The sequence below is a fragment of the Cobetia sp. 4B genome (assembly GCF_018831605.1).
Taxonomy (GTDB): Bacteria; Pseudomonadota; Gammaproteobacteria; order Pseudomonadales; family Halomonadaceae; genus Cobetia; species Cobetia amphilecti.
In genome coordinates this window covers 785,221-803,645 of the sequence record NZ_CP059843.1, presented here as the reverse complement: position 1 = coordinate 803,645, position 18,425 = coordinate 785,221, and the positions used below count along the sequence as shown (strand labels likewise).

Annotated in this window: 15 protein-coding genes; 6 read left to right on the top strand and 9 right to left on the bottom strand. The window is 63.3% G+C overall.

Annotated elements, in window-relative coordinates:
• Positions 1–60 precede the first annotated feature (60 nt).
• The 5 genes from rng to H2O77_RS03365 all read right to left on the bottom strand — a co-directional run bounded on the left by rng (position 61) and on the right by H2O77_RS03365 (position 5,162).
• Positions 61–1,524, bottom strand: a complete 1,464-nt coding sequence (gene rng, locus H2O77_RS03385; protein ID WP_043332570.1) for a ribonuclease G — start codon at positions 1,522–1,524, stop codon at positions 61–63.
• Positions 1,525–1,709: 185 nt separating this feature from the next.
• A complete protein-coding gene (locus H2O77_RS03380; protein WP_240548696.1) occupies positions 1,710–2,318 on the bottom strand; it encodes a Maf family protein in 609 nt (202 codons plus the stop codon).
• Positions 2,319–2,600: 282 nt separating this feature from the next.
• On the bottom strand, positions 2,601–3,083 hold the full coding sequence (gene mreD, locus H2O77_RS03375) for a rod shape-determining protein MreD (protein ID WP_043332574.1): 483 nt from the start codon (positions 3,081–3,083) through the stop codon (positions 2,601–2,603).
• Positions 3,083–4,060 (bottom strand): rod shape-determining protein MreC, encoded by a 978-nt coding sequence (mreC, locus tag H2O77_RS03370; RefSeq protein ID WP_268750727.1) that lies wholly within the window; start codon positions 4,058–4,060, stop codon positions 3,083–3,085. The genes mreD and mreC overlap by 1 nt, the downstream gene beginning before the upstream one ends.
• A gap of 64 nt (positions 4,061–4,124) precedes the next feature.
• Positions 4,125–5,162, bottom strand: a complete 1,038-nt coding sequence (locus H2O77_RS03365) for a rod shape-determining protein (protein WP_043332576.1) — start codon at positions 5,160–5,162, stop codon at positions 4,125–4,127.
• A gap of 329 nt (positions 5,163–5,491) precedes the next feature.
• On the opposite strand from H2O77_RS03365, the gene gatC reads away from it, so the two are divergent.
• From gatC to H2O77_RS03345, 4 genes are all read left to right on the top strand, one after another.
• Positions 5,492–5,779, top strand: coding sequence for an Asp-tRNA(Asn)/Glu-tRNA(Gln) amidotransferase subunit GatC (gatC, locus tag H2O77_RS03360; RefSeq protein WP_054555110.1), 288 nt, complete (start codon positions 5,492–5,494; stop codon positions 5,777–5,779).
• Positions 5,780–5,909: 130 nt separating this feature from the next.
• Positions 5,910–7,388: an Asp-tRNA(Asn)/Glu-tRNA(Gln) amidotransferase subunit GatA gene (gene gatA / locus H2O77_RS03355; RefSeq protein WP_215823908.1), complete on the top strand. Its 1,479-nt coding sequence runs from the start codon at positions 5,910–5,912 to the stop codon at positions 7,386–7,388.
• Positions 7,388–8,842, top strand: coding sequence for an Asp-tRNA(Asn)/Glu-tRNA(Gln) amidotransferase subunit GatB (gatB, locus tag H2O77_RS03350; protein ID WP_043332582.1), 1,455 nt, complete (start codon positions 7,388–7,390; stop codon positions 8,840–8,842). The genes gatA and gatB overlap by 1 nt, the downstream gene beginning before the upstream one ends.
• Positions 8,843–9,007: 165 nt before the next feature.
• Positions 9,008–9,559 carry a cupin domain-containing protein gene (locus H2O77_RS03345; RefSeq protein ID WP_043332584.1) on the top strand — a complete coding sequence of 184 codons (552 nt, stop codon included), beginning with the start codon at positions 9,008–9,010 and terminating at the stop codon, positions 9,557–9,559.
• Positions 9,560–9,676: 117 nt separating this feature from the next.
• Here H2O77_RS03345 and H2O77_RS03340 read toward each other — a convergent pair whose 3' ends face one another.
• Genes H2O77_RS03340 through H2O77_RS03330 form a run of 3 tightly spaced genes read right to left on the bottom strand, consistent with a single transcriptional unit; the run spans position 9,677 to position 13,481 of the window.
• Positions 9,677–11,173, bottom strand: coding sequence for an aldehyde dehydrogenase (locus tag H2O77_RS03340; RefSeq protein WP_215823907.1), 1,497 nt, complete (start codon positions 11,171–11,173; stop codon positions 9,677–9,679).
• Positions 11,174–11,175: 2 nt separating this feature from the next.
• On the bottom strand, positions 11,176–12,690 hold the full coding sequence (locus H2O77_RS03335; RefSeq protein ID WP_215823906.1) for an aspartate aminotransferase family protein: 1,515 nt from the start codon (positions 12,688–12,690) through the stop codon (positions 11,176–11,178).
• Between the two features lie 2 nt (positions 12,691–12,692).
• The gene (locus H2O77_RS03330) at positions 12,693–13,481 is read right to left on the bottom strand and encodes a gamma-glutamyl-gamma-aminobutyrate hydrolase family protein (protein ID WP_215823905.1); all 789 of its coding nucleotides are present in this window, start codon (positions 13,479–13,481) and stop codon (positions 12,693–12,695) included.
• Between the two features lie 260 nt (positions 13,482–13,741).
• On the opposite strand from H2O77_RS03330, the gene H2O77_RS03325 reads away from it, so the two are divergent.
• Together H2O77_RS03325 and H2O77_RS03320 are read left to right on the top strand one after the other, a co-directional pair.
• Positions 13,742–15,118 carry a glutamine synthetase family protein gene (locus H2O77_RS03325; RefSeq protein ID WP_153635161.1) on the top strand — a complete coding sequence of 459 codons (1,377 nt, stop codon included), beginning with the start codon at positions 13,742–13,744 and terminating at the stop codon, positions 15,116–15,118.
• A gap of 229 nt (positions 15,119–15,347) precedes the next feature.
• The gene (locus H2O77_RS03320; RefSeq protein ID WP_215823904.1) at positions 15,348–16,847 is read left to right on the top strand and encodes a Na+/H+ antiporter NhaC family protein; all 1,500 of its coding nucleotides are present in this window, start codon (positions 15,348–15,350) and stop codon (positions 16,845–16,847) included.
• Between the two features lie 160 nt (positions 16,848–17,007).
• Here the strand turns inward: H2O77_RS03320 and H2O77_RS03315 are convergent, their stop codons facing one another.
• Positions 17,008–18,300, bottom strand: coding sequence for an FAD-binding oxidoreductase (locus H2O77_RS03315; RefSeq protein WP_054555116.1), 1,293 nt, complete (start codon positions 18,298–18,300; stop codon positions 17,008–17,010).
• Between the last annotated feature and the right edge of the window lie 125 nt (positions 18,301–18,425).

The window sequence follows — 18,425 nt, the reverse complement described above, 5'->3', positions numbered from 1 at the left end:
CAGACTCACGATGTGGATAACGCGACTCCCGGCTTCATCGCAGGCGCGGCGGCTGACAGATCACATGAGCACAATATCGTACTGCTCCTGGGTGTAATGCGCCTCGACCTGGAAGCGGATGGTCTTGCCGATGAAGCTCTCGAGGTCCGCCACGGCCGCCGATTCCTCGTCCAGCAGGCGATCGACCACGTTCTGTGAGGCCAGCACCATGTAGGTATCCGGACTGTAGGCGCGCTCTTCACGCATGATCTCGCGGAAGATCTCGTAGCAGACCGTCTCCGGCGTCTTGAGGGTGCCGCGCCCCTGACAGGTCGGGCAGGCCTCGCACAGCACCTGTTCCAGACTCTCGCGCGTGCGCTTGCGCGTCAGCTGCACCAGGCCCAGCTCGGTCACGCCGGTCATCTTGTTCTTGGCGTGATCACGCTCCAGCGACTTTTCGAGCACCCGCAGCACCTGGCGCTGGTGCTCGGTCTCTTCCATGTCGATGAAGTCGATGATGATGATGCCGCCGAGATTGCGCAGGCGCAGCTGGCGCGCGATGGCGGTCGCCGCTTCGAGATTGGTCTTGAAGATGGTCTCTTCGAGATTGCGATGGCCGACGAACCCCCCGGTGTTGACGTCGATGGTGGTCATCGCCTCGGTCTGGTCGATCACCAGATAGCCGCCACTCTTGAGCTGCACCTTGCGGCCCATCGCCTTGTGCAGCTCATCCTCGACACTGAACAGATCGAAGATCGGTCGCTCGCCGGGGTAATACTCGATGCGCCCTTCCATGTCCGGCATGAACTCGCTGGCGAATTCCTTGAGCCGGATGAAGTTCTCGCGCGAGTCGATGCGCACGCGCTCGATCTCGTCACGCATCACGTCGCGCAGCGTGCGCATGAACAGCGGCAGATCATCATAGATCACGCTGGGCACGGCGGCGGTCAGGCGACGCTCGCTGACCTTGCGCCACAGGCGCAGCAGGAAGTGCATGTCCTGCTTGAGCTCGGCCTCGCTGATGCCTTCGGCCGCCGTGCGCAGAATGAAGCCGCCGGGGGCTTCCGGATCCAGCGCCGTCAGGCACTGCTCGGTGAGCTCCTTGAGGCGGTCACGCTCGGCATCGCTCTCGATGCGCTGCGACACGCCGGTATGCGGCGAGTCCGGCATGTAGACCAGATAGCGTGACGGCACCGACAGATGCGTGGTCAGCCGGGCGCCCTTGGTGCCGATGGGGTCCTTGGTGACCTGCACCACCAGTGGCTGGCCTTCGCTGAGCAGCTCGCGGATCGAGAGCTGCTCATCATGCGGCGTGTGCGCCGGCATGACTTCCTGGGCATGGATGAAGGCGGCACGTTCGAGACCGATGTCGATGAAGGCCGCCTGCATGCCGGGCAACACTCTCACCACCTTGCCACGGTAGATGTTGCCGACGATGCCGCGTCGCCCGCTGCGTTCGATGAAGGCTTCCTGCAGGACACCGTTCTCGACCACCGCCACGCGGGTCTCCATCGGTGTCAGGTTGATCAATACCTCGCCGCTCATAGCGCAAGTCCTTGTAAAGTCGTTGCTTGCGATTATGACATAGCAAGGGAGCCCCCGGCTGTGATCTATCGACTAAGGATTTCCTGCAACGGGTATTTTGTGCCACGCACGCAAGCCATCGTCCTTCACGATGCCGCTGGAGTGTTGACTCGACACCCGACTGACGCAGTGCAGAACATCGCCCGTCAGAGCGGCTGCCACGGCTGAACGCCCGCCTTGCTCAGAAGCTCTGCGGTCTCATGCAGCGGCAACCCGACCACGGCGCTGTAACTGCCCTCGAGATGACTGACGAAGACGGCGCCGAGCCCCTGGATGGCGTAGCCACCTGCCTTGTCAGCCGGCTCACCGGTCGCCCAGTAGCGCGCGGCCTCCTCCGGGGTGATGGTGCGGAAAGTCACGCGACTCTCGACCAGCTCGCTCGCGCAGCGCAAGTCGCGCCCGGCGTCGCCATGACACAGCGCCACGCCACTGAGCACCTGATGGCTGCGCCCCGACAGGCTGAGCAGCATCTCGCGCGCATCGGCCTCATCGCGCGGCTTGCCGAGAATGCGCCCATCCAGTGCCAGCGCGGTATCCGCGCCGAGCACTCGCCGCCCCGCCGTCTGGCCTGCCGTCCGCTGCGCCAGAGCCGCGAAGCCGGCCTGCGCCTTCTCCCGCGCCAGACGCAGCACGTAATGCTCCGGCGACTCATTGGCCTGCGGCGTCTCATCGATATCCACCGGCGCCACCTCACATTGGATGCCGATACTGGCCAGCAGGTCACGACGACGCGGCGACCCCGAGGCCAGAATCAATTCCGCTTGAGCAGCGCCCTGTTGAGCAACGCCCTGTTGAACAACGCCCTGAGTCCTTACTTTGCGCTGCCCCGCGGCGTCAGAGTTCGCAAAGAGTGAGGAAGTGGGGCTTTCGGTATCAGGTGTGGATGGCCTGGAAGTGGATGGCCTGGAAGTGGATGACCTTGAACTGGATGACATGGAAGACCTCGTGAAGAGAAACATGGCTGACAAGTACCAGAAAGCCGCCCGTAGGCGGCTTTTGGAAGCTGACAAGAAGCGCTATCGATGCGCCAGTGGCACTCAGGCCGCGACCCGCCGACGCAGCATCTGCAGCAGGGTATAGAGCCACGGCCACAATGCGCCACCGATGACCGCCGAGAGCAAGAACGACAGGCTGACGGGACCGGCACCGAACAGACTGCGCAGCCATTGATCCAGCAACTGCGCGATGCCCAGCACCACGATCACCAGCAACGCCTGCTGCAACAGCGAGTAGGCGCGAATGCGCTGATAGAGCAGCACACCCATGAAGGCCGTCAGCGACAGCACCAGGGCGTTGTGCCCCAGCGGTGCGCCCTGCAGGACATCCAGCGCCAGCCCGAACAGGAAGCCGTGGAAGACACCGACACTCTGCGGCGAGACGATGCACCAGTAGACCAGCATCAGGCCCAGCCACTGGGGCCGCCAGATCAGCCACACATCCGGCAATGGCATGACCTGCAGACACAGCGCCAGCAGCAGCGAGAACCAGCACAGCAAGGTGGTCTGGGGACGAAAGGCCATCAGTTGTTCTCCCCAGCAGCATCGGTGGGTGCCTGAGCGTCTGCCGCATCCTCGGCGGAGCCTTGCGCGGCATCATCACCCTCGGGCCTGGGCGCCGCCAGGTTGTCACGCGGCAACTCATCGAGGCTGTCATCGACATACAGGTTGTCGGTGTCCACTGGCGGCGGCATCTGGATCAGGAAGTTGCGCGAGCGCTCCAGCTGCGCGATGGGCTCGGCACTCACGCGGGCGAACGGCTTGCCGGGGTCATGATAGACCTCGGTGACACGTGCCACCGGCAGGCCGCGCGGAAAGCGCAATGCCAGTCCAGAAGTCACCAGCAGATCACCGACACGAATGTCGGCGGTGTCCGGCACATGCAGCACATCGACCTGGTCGATCTTGCCGCTGCCCTGGGCGATGAAGCGCAGGCCATTGCGATTGATCTCCACCGGCACGGCGTGGCTGGCATCACTGATCATCAGCACACGACTGTTGTAGGCCGAGGTGGAGATGACCTGCCCGACGAGGCCATAGGCATCGAGCACCGGCAAGCCGATGCGCACGCCATCCTGCTCGCCGCGGTCCACCACCATGCGGTGGGAGAACGGATCAGCATCGAGGGTCAGCAACTGGGAGGTGATATAGGGGATGTCGCTACGCTGCCCGGCATTGAGCAATTCGCGCAGGCGCGTATTCTCGGAGGTCAGGCTCGCCATGCGTTGCACACGGCTGGACAGATTGAGCAGCTGTTCGCGCAGCGCGCGATTCTCGTCGGCAAGCTCCTGCTGGTCGGCAAACACCAGCGCGCCCCAGCTGATGCCTTCCGTCGGCAAGCTGACGACCCACTGCACGGGCGATACCAGCGTCGCCATGCTGGCGCGCACATCGACCATCCAGCTGAAGCGATCTTCGGCAAACATCAGCGCGAGTGACAGCACCGCGCACAACAGCATGCGGTAGCCGGGCACGGGGCCACGCGTGAACAGGGGTTTGATAGCACTTCCTCCGACAGGCCGGGACCAGCCGTACAGCACACAGCATGCCCGGCCCCGGACGAGGTCAATCGCTCGACAGCAGCTCGAAGGTGTGCTGATCGATCATTTCCAGCGCCTTGCCACCGCCACGCGCCACGCAGGTCAGCGGGTCTTCGGCGATGATCACCGGCAGGCCCGTCTCTTCCGCGATCAGCTTGTCGATGTCACGCAGCAGCGCACCACCACCGGTCAGCACCAGGCCGCGCTCGGCGATGTCGGAGGCCAGCTCCGGCGGCGACTGCTCGAGCGCGCTCTTGACCACCGAGACGATGGCCGCCAGCGGTTCCTGCAGCGCATCGAGAATCTCGTGGGAGTTGAGCGTGAAGGAACGCGGAATGCCCTCGGCCAGGTTGCGGCCGCGCACGTCGATCTCGCGCAGCTCGCCACCCGGATAGGCACAACCGATCTCTTCCTTGATGCGCTCGGCCGTTGCCTCACCGATCAGGCTGCCGTAATGGCGACGCACATAGGAGGTGATGGCTTCGTCGAAGCGGTCACCGCCGATACGCACGGATTCGGAATAGACCACGCCGTTGAGCGAGATGATGGCGATTTCAGTGGTACCACCACCGATATCGACCACCATGGAGCCCATCGCCTCTTCCACCGGCAAGCCCGCACCGATCGCGGCAGCCATCGGCTCCTCGATCAGGTAGACCTCACGCGCGCCGGCCCCTTCGGCCGATTCCTTGATGGCGCGACGCTCGACCTGGGTCGACATGCACGGCACACACACCAGCACACGAGGGCTGGGTGTCAGGAAGGTGCTCTGATGCACCTTGCGGATGAAATGCTGGAGCATCTGTTCGGTAACGGTGAAGTCGGCGATGACGCCGTCCTTCATCGGACGGATGGCCGTGATATTGCCGGGGGTACGCCCCAGCATGCGCTTGGCATCGGCACCGACGGCCGCCACACTGCGGGCATTCCCGGACTGGCGAATGGCCACGACTGAGGGCTCGTCGAGCACGATACCGCGACCGCGCACATAAATAAGCGTGTTGGCAGTACCCAGATCGATCGACAGATCGCTCGAGAACAGCCCACGTAAACGTTTAAACATGGAAGTTGATCACCTAGTCCAGACCGGAACCCTGTGCAGACGCGAACGGTACCATTGCCACCCCATGGCGGCAAGCTGACACGCCTGCCAGAGCGACGCAGATGTGGTACATTTCACGCCGAATCACACTGTAACGGCGCATTCGGCGACAGATTGCTCCATCGCTGCAAAGCGCGCTGTTTTACAGGGTAACGGGCATCGGGTTTGCCGGGACACCACAATTTTCGAATTCGGCCTTTCGCGCACGGCGCGCCAGTCCGATTCCGCGTGGTCGTCTCCGACTCCTGCCGTCACCTCAAGCCTCTCGAAGCCAAGACAGGGAAACTTCAATGGCCCTTGAACATTCAGATGTGCTGCGTGCCGCTCACCTCGCACGCCTGGGTCTTGCCTCGCAGGATGCCGAAGCCTACGTCGAGGATCTCGATCGGATTCTCGCCATGGTCGACCAGCTGCAACAGGTCGATACCGACGGCGTCGCACCGCTGGCGCACCCGCTGGAAGCCACGCAACGCCTGCGCGCGGACGAAGTCACCGAATCGAATCAGCGCGAGCGTTTTCAGCAGGTGGCCCCGGCCACAGAGCAGGGTCTGTATCTGGTTCCGCGCGTCGTCGAGTGATCTCGCCTGGCAGATCGCTCACGCATCGTGACCGGCTGCCATCGGATACCACGTCACGCGGCACGCCCCGTCCGCCCCGGAATTTCTGCGGACGATGCCCGGCGCATCGTCTGCACTGATGGAATCGAACATGTCATCGTCCATTGCACTACATGACAAGACGCTCAGTGAGCTGGCGCAAGGCCTGGAGGCCGGCGAATACACCAGCCGCGAGCTGACGGAAGCCTTCCTGGCCCGTATCGAACGCCTCGACGGCGAGCTCAACAGCTACATCACCCTGTGCCGCGAAGACGCGCTGCGTGATGCGGATGCCGCCGATGCACGCCGCGCCGCTGGCAATGCCGCCGCGCTGACCGGCGTGCCGATGGCCATCAAGGACATCTTCTGCACCGAAGGTGTGCGCACCAGCTGCGGTTCGAAGATGCTCGACAACTTCATCGCGCCCTATGACGCCACCGTGATCGAGAAGCTCAAGGCCGAAGGCGTGGTGATTCTCGGCAAGACCAACCTCGACGAGTTCGCGATGGGCTCCTCGAACGAGAACAGCCACTACGGCGCCGTCAAGAACCCGTGGGATCTGTCCGCCGTGCCGGGTGGCAGCTCCGGTGGCAGTGCCGCCGCCGTCGCCGCAGGCCTTGCGCCGGCCGCCCTGGGCACCGACACCGGCGGTTCCATCCGCCAGCCGGCCGCCTTCTGTGGCATCACCGGCCTCAAGCCGACCTACGGTCGCGTCTCGCGCTACGGCATGATCGCCTACGCCTCCAGCCTCGATCAGGGCGGCCCGATGGCCCGCTCCGCCGAAGACTGCGCGCGCCTGATGAACGTGATCGCCGGCGCCGACCCGCGCGACTCCACCAGCGTGGTGCGTGGCGTGCCGGATTACGTCGAAGGGCTGGACTACAACCTCAAGGGCCTGAAGATCGGCCTGCCGAAGGAATACTTCGGCGAAGGCCTGTCCGAGGAAGTCGAAGCCTCAGTGCGTGCCGCGATCAAGGTCTTCGAGGATGCCGGTGCCAGCGTGCAGGAAATCTCGCTGCCGCATACCCACCTGGCCATCCCGACCTACTACGTGATCGCGCCGGCCGAGGCCTCCTCCAACCTGTCGCGTTATGACGGCGTGCGCTTCGGCCATCGCTGCAAGGACCCACAGGACCTGGAAGACCTCTACAAGCGCACGCGCGAGGAAGGCTTCGGCGACGAGGTGAAGCGTCGCATCATCATCGGCACGCACACCCTGTCCGAAGGCTTCTTCGATGCCTACTACATCAAGGCCCAGAAGGTGCGTCGCCTGATCCGCCAGGACTTCCTCGATGCCTTCGACCAGGTCGATGTGCTGATGGGCCCGGCGGCGCCGACCCCGGCGTTCGATCTCGGCGCGCACAAGGACCCGCTGTCCATGTACCTGCAGGATCTCTACACCATCGCCATCAACCTGGCGGGCATTCCGGGCATCAGCGTGCCGGCCGGCCTGGCAGGCAAGCGCCCGGTGGGTCTGCAGATCCTCGGCCCGCACTTCGGTGAGCAGACCCTGCTGGGCGTCGCGCACCAGTTCCAGCAAATCACCGACTGGCACCGCCAGCGCCCGGAATTCGGACAGGAGCAAGCCTGATGCAATGGGAAGTCGTAATCGGGCTTGAGGTTCACGCTCAGCTCGCCACCCAGTCAAAGATCTTCTCCGGCTCATCCACCACCTACGGTGCCGAGCCCAACACCCAGGCCAGCGCCGTGGATCTCGGCCTGCCGGGCACCCTGCCGGTGCTCAACGAGCAGGCCGTGGCCATGGCCGTGCGCTTCGGCCTCGCCGTCGATGCCGCCGTTGCCGGCCGTTCGGTGTTCGAGCGCAAGAACTACTTCTACCCGGATCTGCCCAAGGGCTACCAGACCAGCCAGATGGATCAGCCCATCGTCGGCCCTGGCGTGCTCGAGATCCTTCTGGAAGATGGCACGCGCAAGTCGATCCGCATCCACCATGCCCACCTCGAGGAAGATGCCGGCAAGTCGCTGCACGAAGACTTCCAGGGCATGACCGGCATCGACCTCAACCGTGCCGGCACACCGCTGCTGGAAATCGTCTCCGAGCCGGACATGCGTTCCGCCAAGGAAGCGGTGGCCTACGTGAAGGCGATCCACGCCATCGTCACCTACCTGGGCATCTCCGACGGCAACATGGCCGAAGGCTCCCTGCGTTGCGACGTCAACGTATCGGTGCGCCCCAAGGGTCAGGAAGCCTTCGGCACCCGCGCGGAGATCAAGAACGTCAACTCCTTCCGCTTCATCGAGCGTGCCATCCACTTCGAGGTGGAGCGTCAGATCGAGCTGATCGAGGACGGTGGCAAGGTCGTGCAGGAAACCCGCCTGTATGATCCGGACGCCGACGAGACGCGCAGCATGCGCACCAAGGAAGAAGCCAACGATTACCGCTACTTCCCGTGCCCGGACCTGCTGCCGGTGGAAGTGGACGAGGCCTACATCGAACACCTGCGCCAGACCCTGCCGGAACTGCCGGCCGAGAAACGCGCCCGTTTCGAAAGCGAACTGGGCCTGTCCGCCTATGACGCCAGCGTGCTGTCCGCCAGCCGCGAGATGGCCGACTTCTTCGAGGAAGTGAAGGATGTCTGCGGCGACGCCAAGCAGGCCGCCAACTGGGTGCAGGGCGAGCTGGCCGGTCGTCTCAACAAGGAAAACCTCGACATCACCGTCAGCCCGGTCTCCGCGGCCCAGCTGGGTGGCCTGATCAAGCGCATCGTCGATGAGACCATCAACGGCAAGGCCGCCAAGCAGGTGTTCGCCGCGCTGTGGGATGGCGAAGGCAAGAGCGCCGACGAGATCATCGAGTCGCGCGGCCTCAAGCAGGTCACCGACACCGGTGCCATCGAAGCCGTGGTCGATCAGGTGATCGCCGACAACCCGGCCCAGGTGACCCAGTATCAGGAAGCCGAGCCGGACAAGCGTGGCAAGATGATCGGCTTCTTCGTCGGTCAGGTGATGAAGGCCTCGCGCGGCACCGCCAATCCGCAACAGGTCAACAAGGTGCTGAAAGACAAGCTGGATAGTCTCAGCTGATCGCGTGGTCGATGATCAGGACAGCGCCGGCTCTGATGCCGATGCCCCTGATCTTGACCACCAGCACGTGAACGACGGCCAGTCGCGGAGCTCCGTGGCTGGCCGTCGTCGGTCTGGAAGGGCTTGCCCCTCTCCTCAACTCGTCGCGACATGAAGGATGTTCTGATGGCAGATGATGTCGGTGCCCGCCTGCGGGCATTGCGTACCTTGCGTGGCATCTCGCAACGCGAGCTGGCCAAGCGCTGCGGTGTGACACACTCGAGCCTGTCACTGATCGAACAGGGCAAGGTCAGCCCGTCGGTGAGTTCACTGTCGAAGATTCTCGCCGCCATTCCCATGAGTGTCGGCGACTTCTTCACCATGGAGCTCGAGAACACCGCCAAGGTGTTCTACAGCGAGGAGGAGCTGATCAACGTCGGCAGCGGCGATGTCATCTTCAAGCTGGTGGGCGCCAAGCGGCGTGACCGCGCCCTGTCGTTCATGATCGAGACCTACCCGCCCGTCACTGACACCGGCCGCGAGATGATCACCCATCAGGGTGAGGAAGCGGGCGTGGTCATCGAGGGCGAGATAGAGATCACCATCGGTGGCGACACGCGGGTATTGAAGGCGGGCGACGCCTACTACTTCGATACCAACGTGCCGCATCGCTTCCGCAACATCGGTGATGTCGAGTGTCGCCTGGTCAGCTGCGCGACGCCGGCGCGGATGTTCTAGCCCTTGTGGCGAAGGCAAGAAAGAAGAGGCCACGCAATCGCGTGGCCTCTTCTTTCTTAGCAAGCCCCTGAGTTCACGGGAACCTACACAGCTCATTTCAGTTCAGCGCATTCCAATTCAGCTCAGCTCGATCCAGACACTCTTGAGCTGGGTGTATTCCGCCAGCGAGTGATGTGACTTGTCACGGCCGTTGCCGGACTGCTTCACCCCACCGAAGGGCATGGTCTGATCCCCCCCCGCCCAGTTGTTGACGAAGACCTGACCGGATTCGAGACGATGCGTCACGCGCATGATGCGATCGATGTCTTGGCTCCACACCCCTGCCGCCAACCCGAAATCACTGTCATTGGCCAACGCCAGCGCTTCGTCTTCGGTCTCGAAGCCGAACACAGACAGCACCGGCCCGAATATTTCCTCACAGCCGATCGCCATCTGTGGCGTGACGCCGTCGAAGACTACCGGACGAATGAAGAGTCCGGGCCCGTCGACCTCCTCACCGCCGGCGCGCAGTGCCGCGCCCTCCTCGACACCCTGACGGATATAGCCCATAACGCGCTCATATTGGGTGCTGTCGACCATCGCGCCCATGAAGCTTGCCGGGTCCAGCGGGTCGCCCGGCTGCATGCGCTCGGCAGCCGCTACCACCTTGGCGACGAAGGCATCACGGATCGAGTTCTCCACCAGCAGACGGGAACCCGCGATGCAGACCTCACCCTGGTTGTAGAAGATGGCGGCAGCGGCACTTTCGGCGACGCGATCCAGATTGGCGCAATCGGCGAAGACGATGTTGGGACTCTTGCCGCCACACTCCAGGAACACCCGCTTCAGATTCGACTGCCCGGCGTACTGCATCAGCTGCTTGCCAACGGCGGTGGAACCGGTGAAGGCCAGGCACTCGACGTCCATCGACAGCGCCAGCGCACGCCCGACGGTATGCCCGAAGCCCGGCAGCACCTGGAAGACGCCGCTCGGGATACCGGCCTCACGCGCCAGCTGCGCCAGACGCAGCGCCGACAGCGGTGACTTCTCCGACGGTTTGAGGATGACGCTGTTGCCCGCCGCCAGCGCCGGGGCGATCTTCCACGCCGTCATCATCAGCGGGAAGTTCCACGGCACGATGGAGGCCACCACGCCCAGCGGTTCGCGCAGCACCATGCCCAGCGCCTGCTGACCGGTCGGGGCGACCTCACCGTAAAGCTTGTCGATGGACTCGGCCTGGTGGCGGATCGAGCCGATCGCCCCGGCCATGTCGTTCAGCGCGCTGGTGACCGGCTTGCCCATGTCGAGGCTATCCAGCAACGCCAGCTCATCCTGATGGGCTTCCATCAGCTCGGCCAGCCTGAGCAACACCTGCTTGCGCCGGGTCGGGGCCATGCGCGACCAGATACCGCTCTTGAAGGCGGCACGCGCATGACGAATGGCGATCTCGGCATCGGCGCTGTCACAGCTGGCGACCATCGCCAGCCGCTCACCGGTGGCCGGGTTGAGGCTCTCGAAGGTCTCGCCGCTGACCGCCGGCACGAATTCGTCATTGATGAAGGCATTGCCTTGCAACTGCGGGGTCAGGCGGGCGGCCAGCGCCTGCCATTCGGCCAATGTCTGAGGACGGCTCATGATCAGGATTCCGAGGTCAGGGAAGAGGAAGGTTCAGAGGATGGAGCAGAGGAGAGTGAAGAAGGCAGCGAGGACGAGGGCGAAGTGGCCTTCAGCGCTGCGGAAGAGCAAGTGGCGGCGTGACTCGCCAGCTGGCGCGCCGTTTCATCCAGTGCCGCGCGCGCCAGACTGACCAGCGCATCGATCTGCTCATGCGTGATCACCAGCGGCGGCGAGATGATCATGGTGTCACCCACCGAGCGCATCACCAGTCCCGTCTCGAAACAGATATCACGACACAGGTTGCCGACGGCCTGGGAAGAATCGAAACGCTCGCCACTGGCCTTGTCGGCCACCAGCTCCAGCGCCCCCATCAGGCCAAGCGAACGCGCCTCGCCGACCAGCGGGTGGTCTGCAAGCGTGGCCCAGCGACTGGCGAGATACGGCCCCAGGTCGTCACGCACCCGGGTGACGATATCCTCGCGCTGCATGATCTCGAGGGTCTTGAGCGCCACGGCGGCACACACCGGGTGTCCGGAATAGGTGAAGCCATGGAAGAACTCGCCGCCCTCTTCGATCAGCGTATCGGCGACCCTATCGCCGACCAGCACACCGCCGATCGGCAGGTAACCAGAGGACAACCCCTTGGCGATGGGCATCAGATCGGGCTTCAGGTCGTAATGCTGACTGCCGAACCATTCGCCGAGGCGACCGAAGCCGCAGATGACCTCATCCACCACCAGCAGGATGTCATATTTCGCCAGCACGGCCTTGATGGCAGGCCAGTAGCTGTCAGGCGGCATGATCGCACCGCCGGCACCCTGCACGGGCTCCGCCAGGAAGGCGGCCACATTGTCCGGGCCCAGTTCCTGAATGCGCGCATCCAGCGCCTCGGCACACAGTCGCCCGAAATCGTCTCGGCTATGTGTGTCAGATTCCGGGCTTTCACTCCCCTTTCCACGACCTTCCGCGAACCAGTAAGGCTGGCGGATATGCGTGATGCCGGGCACACAGGGGCCGCCCTGGGCATGCATCGGTGCCATGCCGCCCAGGCTCATGCCCGCGACGGTCGAGCCGTGATAGCCATTCTCGCGCGCGATGATCCACTGCTTTTCCGGCTGGCCCTTGAGCGCCCAGAACCGCCGAACCATGCGCAGCATGCTGTCGTTGGCTTCAGAGCCGGAGCCGGTGAAGAAGACATGATTGATATGCTCCGGCGCGAGACGACACAGCTCGGCCGCCAGCTCGATCGCCGGCGGGTGGGCGGTCTTGAAGAAGGTGTTGTAGTACGGCAGCTGCGTCATCTGCTGGCTGGCCGCCGCGACCAGTTCCGGCTGGTCATAGCCGAGGTTCACGCACCACAGCCCCGCCATGCCATCGAGAATCCGCTGGCCATCGGCGTCATGGATATAGACGCCGCTGGCACCGGTGATGATACGACTGCCCTGCTCGCCCAGCTGCTTGAAGTCGGTGAAGGGGTGCAGGTGGTGGCGCGCATCCAGCGCCTTCAGGCGTTCGCCAGCGTCATTCATTGCCATCTTCACGCCTCCTCGCGAGTCGGGTGACAGGTCGGCAAGGTGCCACCCTCGGTCTTGTCACGACAGGCCGCGGCAAAGCCTTCCAGAATCGCCTGATACAAGGCGTGCTCACGCGGCTTCCATTCCGGGTGCCACTGCACCGCCAGCGTGAAGGACGCCGCACCACTGACCGAGACCGCCTCGATTAGCCCATCCGGGGCAACCGCTTCGATATTCAGGCCCTCACCAAGACGGGCGACCCCCTGCTGATGCAAGGAATTGACCTGCGCCTCGGGTGCGGCGTAAAGCCCTGCCAGCACTCCGCCGGGCGAGATGCTGATGGCATGCGATGGCGCGAACTGCGCCTCGAGATCGCCCTTGGGCTCACGATGATCCATCAGGCCTGCCACCTTCTGCACCGCCTGGTGCAAGCTGCCGCCGAAGGCAACGTTCAGCTCCTGAAACCCGCGGCAGATCCCCAGCAGCGGCAGTCGCAACTCAAGCGCCAGCGGCACCCAGCAGAGCACCGCAGCGTCGCGGGCCGGGTCTTCATAGGTGTTCTCCGGCGCGCTGGTCTCGCCGTAGCGTGAGGGGTGCATGTTGGAATAGCTGCCAGTCAGCAGCAGACCATCCAGGCGTGCCAGCAGGGCGCTGGCGGCGTCGGGCTCGACATCCTCCCAGACCGGAATGACTACCGGATCCAGTCCGAATTCACGCAGGGCGCTGACGTACTTGTCGGTCACCATATGCGCCGGATGACCTTCTACGGTGCGACGGCAGGCAATGACGCCCACCAGTGGACGAGGTGGCATGGGATCTCCTTTGAGGCGAACAAGCAGGCCCCGGATGACTGGTATGTTTTAATCAACATAGACTGAACGCCTTTCCTTGCCAACCCGACGAAACGACGATTTCACATAAATCTATACAAAATACTGTTTTAAAACAATTTATTGCCATAACACCAAAGCAATCCAGCTACGAAAACCGTCACGTGTTGTAAAATATTTGACAACAATGGCCATGATGGCGATATATAAACCACAACATCCCATGCCCACAGGTGATATCCATGTACAGCCTCCCCGTCGATGAGGCCAGAGAATTTCTGGACCGTCATCCGGAAATCGAGAACATCGATCTGCTGATCAGTGACATCAGCGGTATCCAGCGCGGCAAGCGAATCCCGCGCGAGAATCTGGAAAAGGCCTATGAGAATGGCATCAACCTGCCAGGCTCCGTCTTCGCACTGGATATCGCCGGCAACACCATCGAGGAAACCGGGCTGGGGCTCAGCAGCGGTGACAGTGATCAGGTCTGCCGCCCCATCCCCGGCACCCTGATGGCAGCCCCCTGGCTGCGCAACGGCAAGCAGGGGCAACTGCTGATGAACATGCGTGATGACAAGGATGGCCCCTTCTTTGCCGACCCGCGCAATCAGCTGCAGAAACAGGTCGATATTCTTGCCGACATGGGCCTGACGGCGGTCGTCGCGCTGGAACTGGAGTTCTATCTGGTCGATCGCGAGCGCGATGACCTGGGCATGGTGCAGCCGCCGTGCTCCCCGCTGACAGGCGAGCGCGCCAGCGAAAGCCAGCTCTATTCCATCGGCGAGCTGGATGAGTACGCCGACTTCCTCGACGAGATCCAGACTGCCGCGCGCATCCAACAGCTGCCGCTGGATACCGCGCTCAAGGAATGTGCGCCGGGCCAGTTCGAGATCAACCTGATCCATCTCGACGATGTCATGAAGGCCTGTGACAGCGCTGTCCTGCTCAAGCGTCTGATCAAGGGCGTCGCCCTGCGCCACGGCTTCGATGCCACCTTCATGGCCAAGCCGTATGGCGACGAGGCCGGCAACGGCATGCATGCGCACATGAGTCTGGTGGACCAGCACGGCAACAATGTCTTCGCCGCGCAGGACGAGAATCCGCTGGGCACCGAGACCCTGCGTCACGCCATCGGCGGCCTGCTGGAACTGATGCCCGCCTCGATGGCGCTGTTTGCGCCCAACCTGAATTCCTATCGCCGCTTCCAGCAGGGCCTGTACGTGCCGATGGCGCCGACCTGGGGCTTCGACAATCGCTCGGTCGCCATCCGCATCCCCTCCGGCCCCAACGAGGCACGTCGTCTCGAGCACCGCGTCGCCGGGGCCGACGTCAATCCCTACCTGCTGCTGGCCACCTTGCTGGCCTCGGTGATCCACGGCATCACGCATCAGGTCTCGCCGGGCGAGCCGGTCACCGGCAATGCCTATGACCAGTTCGAGCCGAGCCTGACCAACAGCTGGCCCGAGGCACTGACGCTGCTGGAGGAGAGTGAAGCATTGGCCCACGCCTTCAGCGAGCGCTTCCTGAACGTCTTCATTGCTGGCCGTCGCGCGGAGCGTGAAGCGGCCATGCAGATCATCAGCCGTCTGGAATACGACTGGTACCTGCGCAACATCTGATCCACACCGACCCCTCCACCAACTCCAGGGCTCAGGACATGACAATCATAAAAACCGTCGCTGCCCGCGACTTCGTTGGTCACTCACTGCATGGCCACGGCTTTGCAGACCGGCTCCCCGCAGAGCGCTGCTGCGCTGACCAACTCAGTGCCGAGCAAGTCAGTACCGACCAAGTCAGTACCGAGCAAGTCAGCACCGAGCACTTCCTCGCTGCATGGGAGGCCCGGGCATGAATCAGATCTCTCCCGTCCCCCCAGCGTCCCCACACCCCTTCGCTCCCTCCGTCAGCGTCCGTGGCAAGGGGCGCAGCATTGCCATGTTCGGCGTCATCCTGGCACTGGTGCTGGGCATCACCTTTACCCATGAGGCCGGCACGCCGTTCGGCTGGATCAGCCTCGTGCCATCGCTGATCGTGCTGGTGGTCGCCATCGCGACCCATCGCACCCTGGAAGCCCTGGCCATCGGCGCGCTCGCGGGTCTGCTGATACTGCAGCCTGACGACTACATCGGAGAACTGGCCGATATCTCGCTGGGCGTGATGATGAACGAGACCATCGCCTGGCTGATTCTGGTCTGTGGGCTGATGGGCGGCTTCATCGCCATGATGGAGAAGTCCGGCTGCACGCTGAGTTTCAGCAACATGATCGGTCGCCTGCTCAAGACACGCCGTCAGTCGCTGATCGGCACCGTGATCCTCGGCATCCTCATCTTCATCGATGACTATCTGAATGCCCTGGCGACGCCGGCGGCGATGAAACGCCTGACGGACCGCTTCGGGGTCTCGCGTGAGAAGCTGGCCTATATCGTCGACTCGACTGCCGCGCCCATCTGCATTCTGGTGCCCCTCTCGACCTGGGCGGTGTACTTCTCCCAGCTGCTCGAGGAAGGCGGTGCCACCGAAAGCGGCATGTCGCTCTATATCCAGGCGATTCCCTACATGCTGTATGGCTGGATCGCGATGGCGCTGGCCATGCTGGTCGCCATTGGCCTGATGCCGGACATCGGACCGATGAAGGCCGCCGAGCGACGCGCCAAGGCCGGCCAGCCGATTCCTGACGGCGCCCCGGAGCCCCTGCCGGAAGCCCAAGCGCCGAAATCCAGCCCCTGGATCGGTCTGATGAACTTTGTGCTGCCAATGGCCGTGCTGATCGGCGCCAGCGCCTGGTTCGAGATCGACCTGCTCAAGGGCGTGATCGTCGCTACGCTGTTCACCATCCTGCTGTATCTCGCCCAGCGTCTGGTGTCGTTTTCCTCGCTGATGGACGCGGTGATGGACGGCTTTCGCACCATGATGCTGCCCCTGGCCATCGTGGCGGTCGGGTTCGTGCTGCGCGAGGTCAATGACCAGCTCGGCATGACCACCTTCATGATCGAGAGCCTGACACCCTACCTGACTCCGGCGATCCTGCCGGCCATCGTGTTCGTCAGCATGGCCGTCGTGGTCTTCGCGACCGGCTCCTCCTGGGGCGTGTTCGTGATCTCGATCCCGATCGTGATTCCCATCGCGCTGCACATGGATGCCTCGTTGCCGCTGATCGTCGGTGCCCTGCTGTCAGCCTCCAGCTTCGGTAGCCACGCCTGCTTCTTCTCGGACTCTTCGGTGCTGTCCTCACAGGGTTGCGGGGTCCAGCCGATGCAGCATGCGCTGACGCAACTGCCCTACACCTTGATCGGTGCGCTGGTCACGACGCTGGGCTTCCTGCTGATGGGGTTCTGGATCGCCGGCTGACCCAGCGCTCACGCCATGAATCGGCAAGACATGCACTGCGCCCCGCCTTCACAGGCGGGGCGCAGTGCGTTTCGGGCCAGATCAGGCGTACTTTTCAGCCCATGAAAAAACCGCCTCCCGATAAGGAAGGCGGCTTGGGGCATTCTGGAGAACAGGCTGATCAGATACCGAGCTTGTCGCGGGTCTGGTAGTACCAGGCCCCCACGGCAGACAGCGGCACCCGCAGCATGCGGCCACCGGGGAACGGCAGGTGCGGCAGGCCGGCGAAGGCATCGAAGCGGCCATCACGGCCGGTCATCACCTCACTGATCAAGCGCCCAGCCAGATGGCTGCAGGTCACGCCATGCCCGGAATAGCCCTGGGCGTAGTAGACGTTGTCATTGAGCACGCCGAACTGAGGCAGACGATTGAGCGTCATCAGGAAGGTACCACTCCAGGCGTAGTCGATCTTGACGTTGGCCAGTTGCGGGAAGGCCTTGAGCATCTTGGGGCGAATCAAGGCTTCGATGTTGCTGGGGTCTTCGCCGCCATAATTGACGCCGCCACCGAAGATGAGTCGGTTGTCACGGGTCAGGCGGTAGTAATCGAGCAGGTAATTGCAGTCTTCCACCGCCATGTTGTTGGGCAGCAGACTACGCGCCACATCCTCCGCCAGCGGTTCGGTGGTGATGATCTGGGTACCACAGGGCATCGACTTGCCTTCAAGCTCCGGCAGCACGCCATTGAGGTAGGCGTTGCCCGCCATCACGACGCGGTCGGCCCGCAGGGTACCGCCCGCGGTCTTGAGCACGACGGGGCTGCCATGCTCGAGACTCAGCAGCGGGCTGTGCTCGAAGATCACGCCGCCCAGTGACTCGAAGGCTGCGGCTTCGCCCAACACCAGATTGAGCGGATGGATGTGGCCACCGGAGTGATCGACCAGCGCGCCCGTATAGCCTTCGGCACTCACTTCACGCTTGTAGGCATCGCCTTCCAGCAATTCGAGACTGGTATTGCCATAGCGCTCCCACAGCGCCTTGTGCTCCTTGAGCCCCTTGAGCTGACGCGCATTGCAGGCGGCAAACAGATTGCCTTCGCGCAGGTCACAATCGATGCCATAACCGGCGATACGCTCACGAATGATGCGGTTGCCTTCAAAGGCCATGTCGCCCAGCGCACGTGCCGTCTGGGCGCCGAAACGCTCCTCGATCACATCCATGTCGCGGCTGTAGCTGTTGACGATCTGCCCGCCATTGCGACCGGATGCGCCGTAACCCACGCGGGCGGCCTCCAGCACCATCACCTTGAGGCCCTGCTCGGCCAGGTGCAGCGCCGCCGAGATGCCGGTGAAGCCAGCCCCGACGACGCAGACATCACAGCTGACATCTCCCGCTAGCGGGGGCCGTTCGGGCGCGGCATTGGCTGAGGCGGCATACCAGGAGGCAGCATGTTCCAGGGGCAGAGAGGCACTCATGACAATTTCCTTGTGGTTATTTTAATCAACATAAAAGCACGATATCACGGATCATCGAGCCAATCACGCCGACTTTGACATGCAATAATCACCACAAGCAGCAACCTGCCATCACAGAGCGCCCC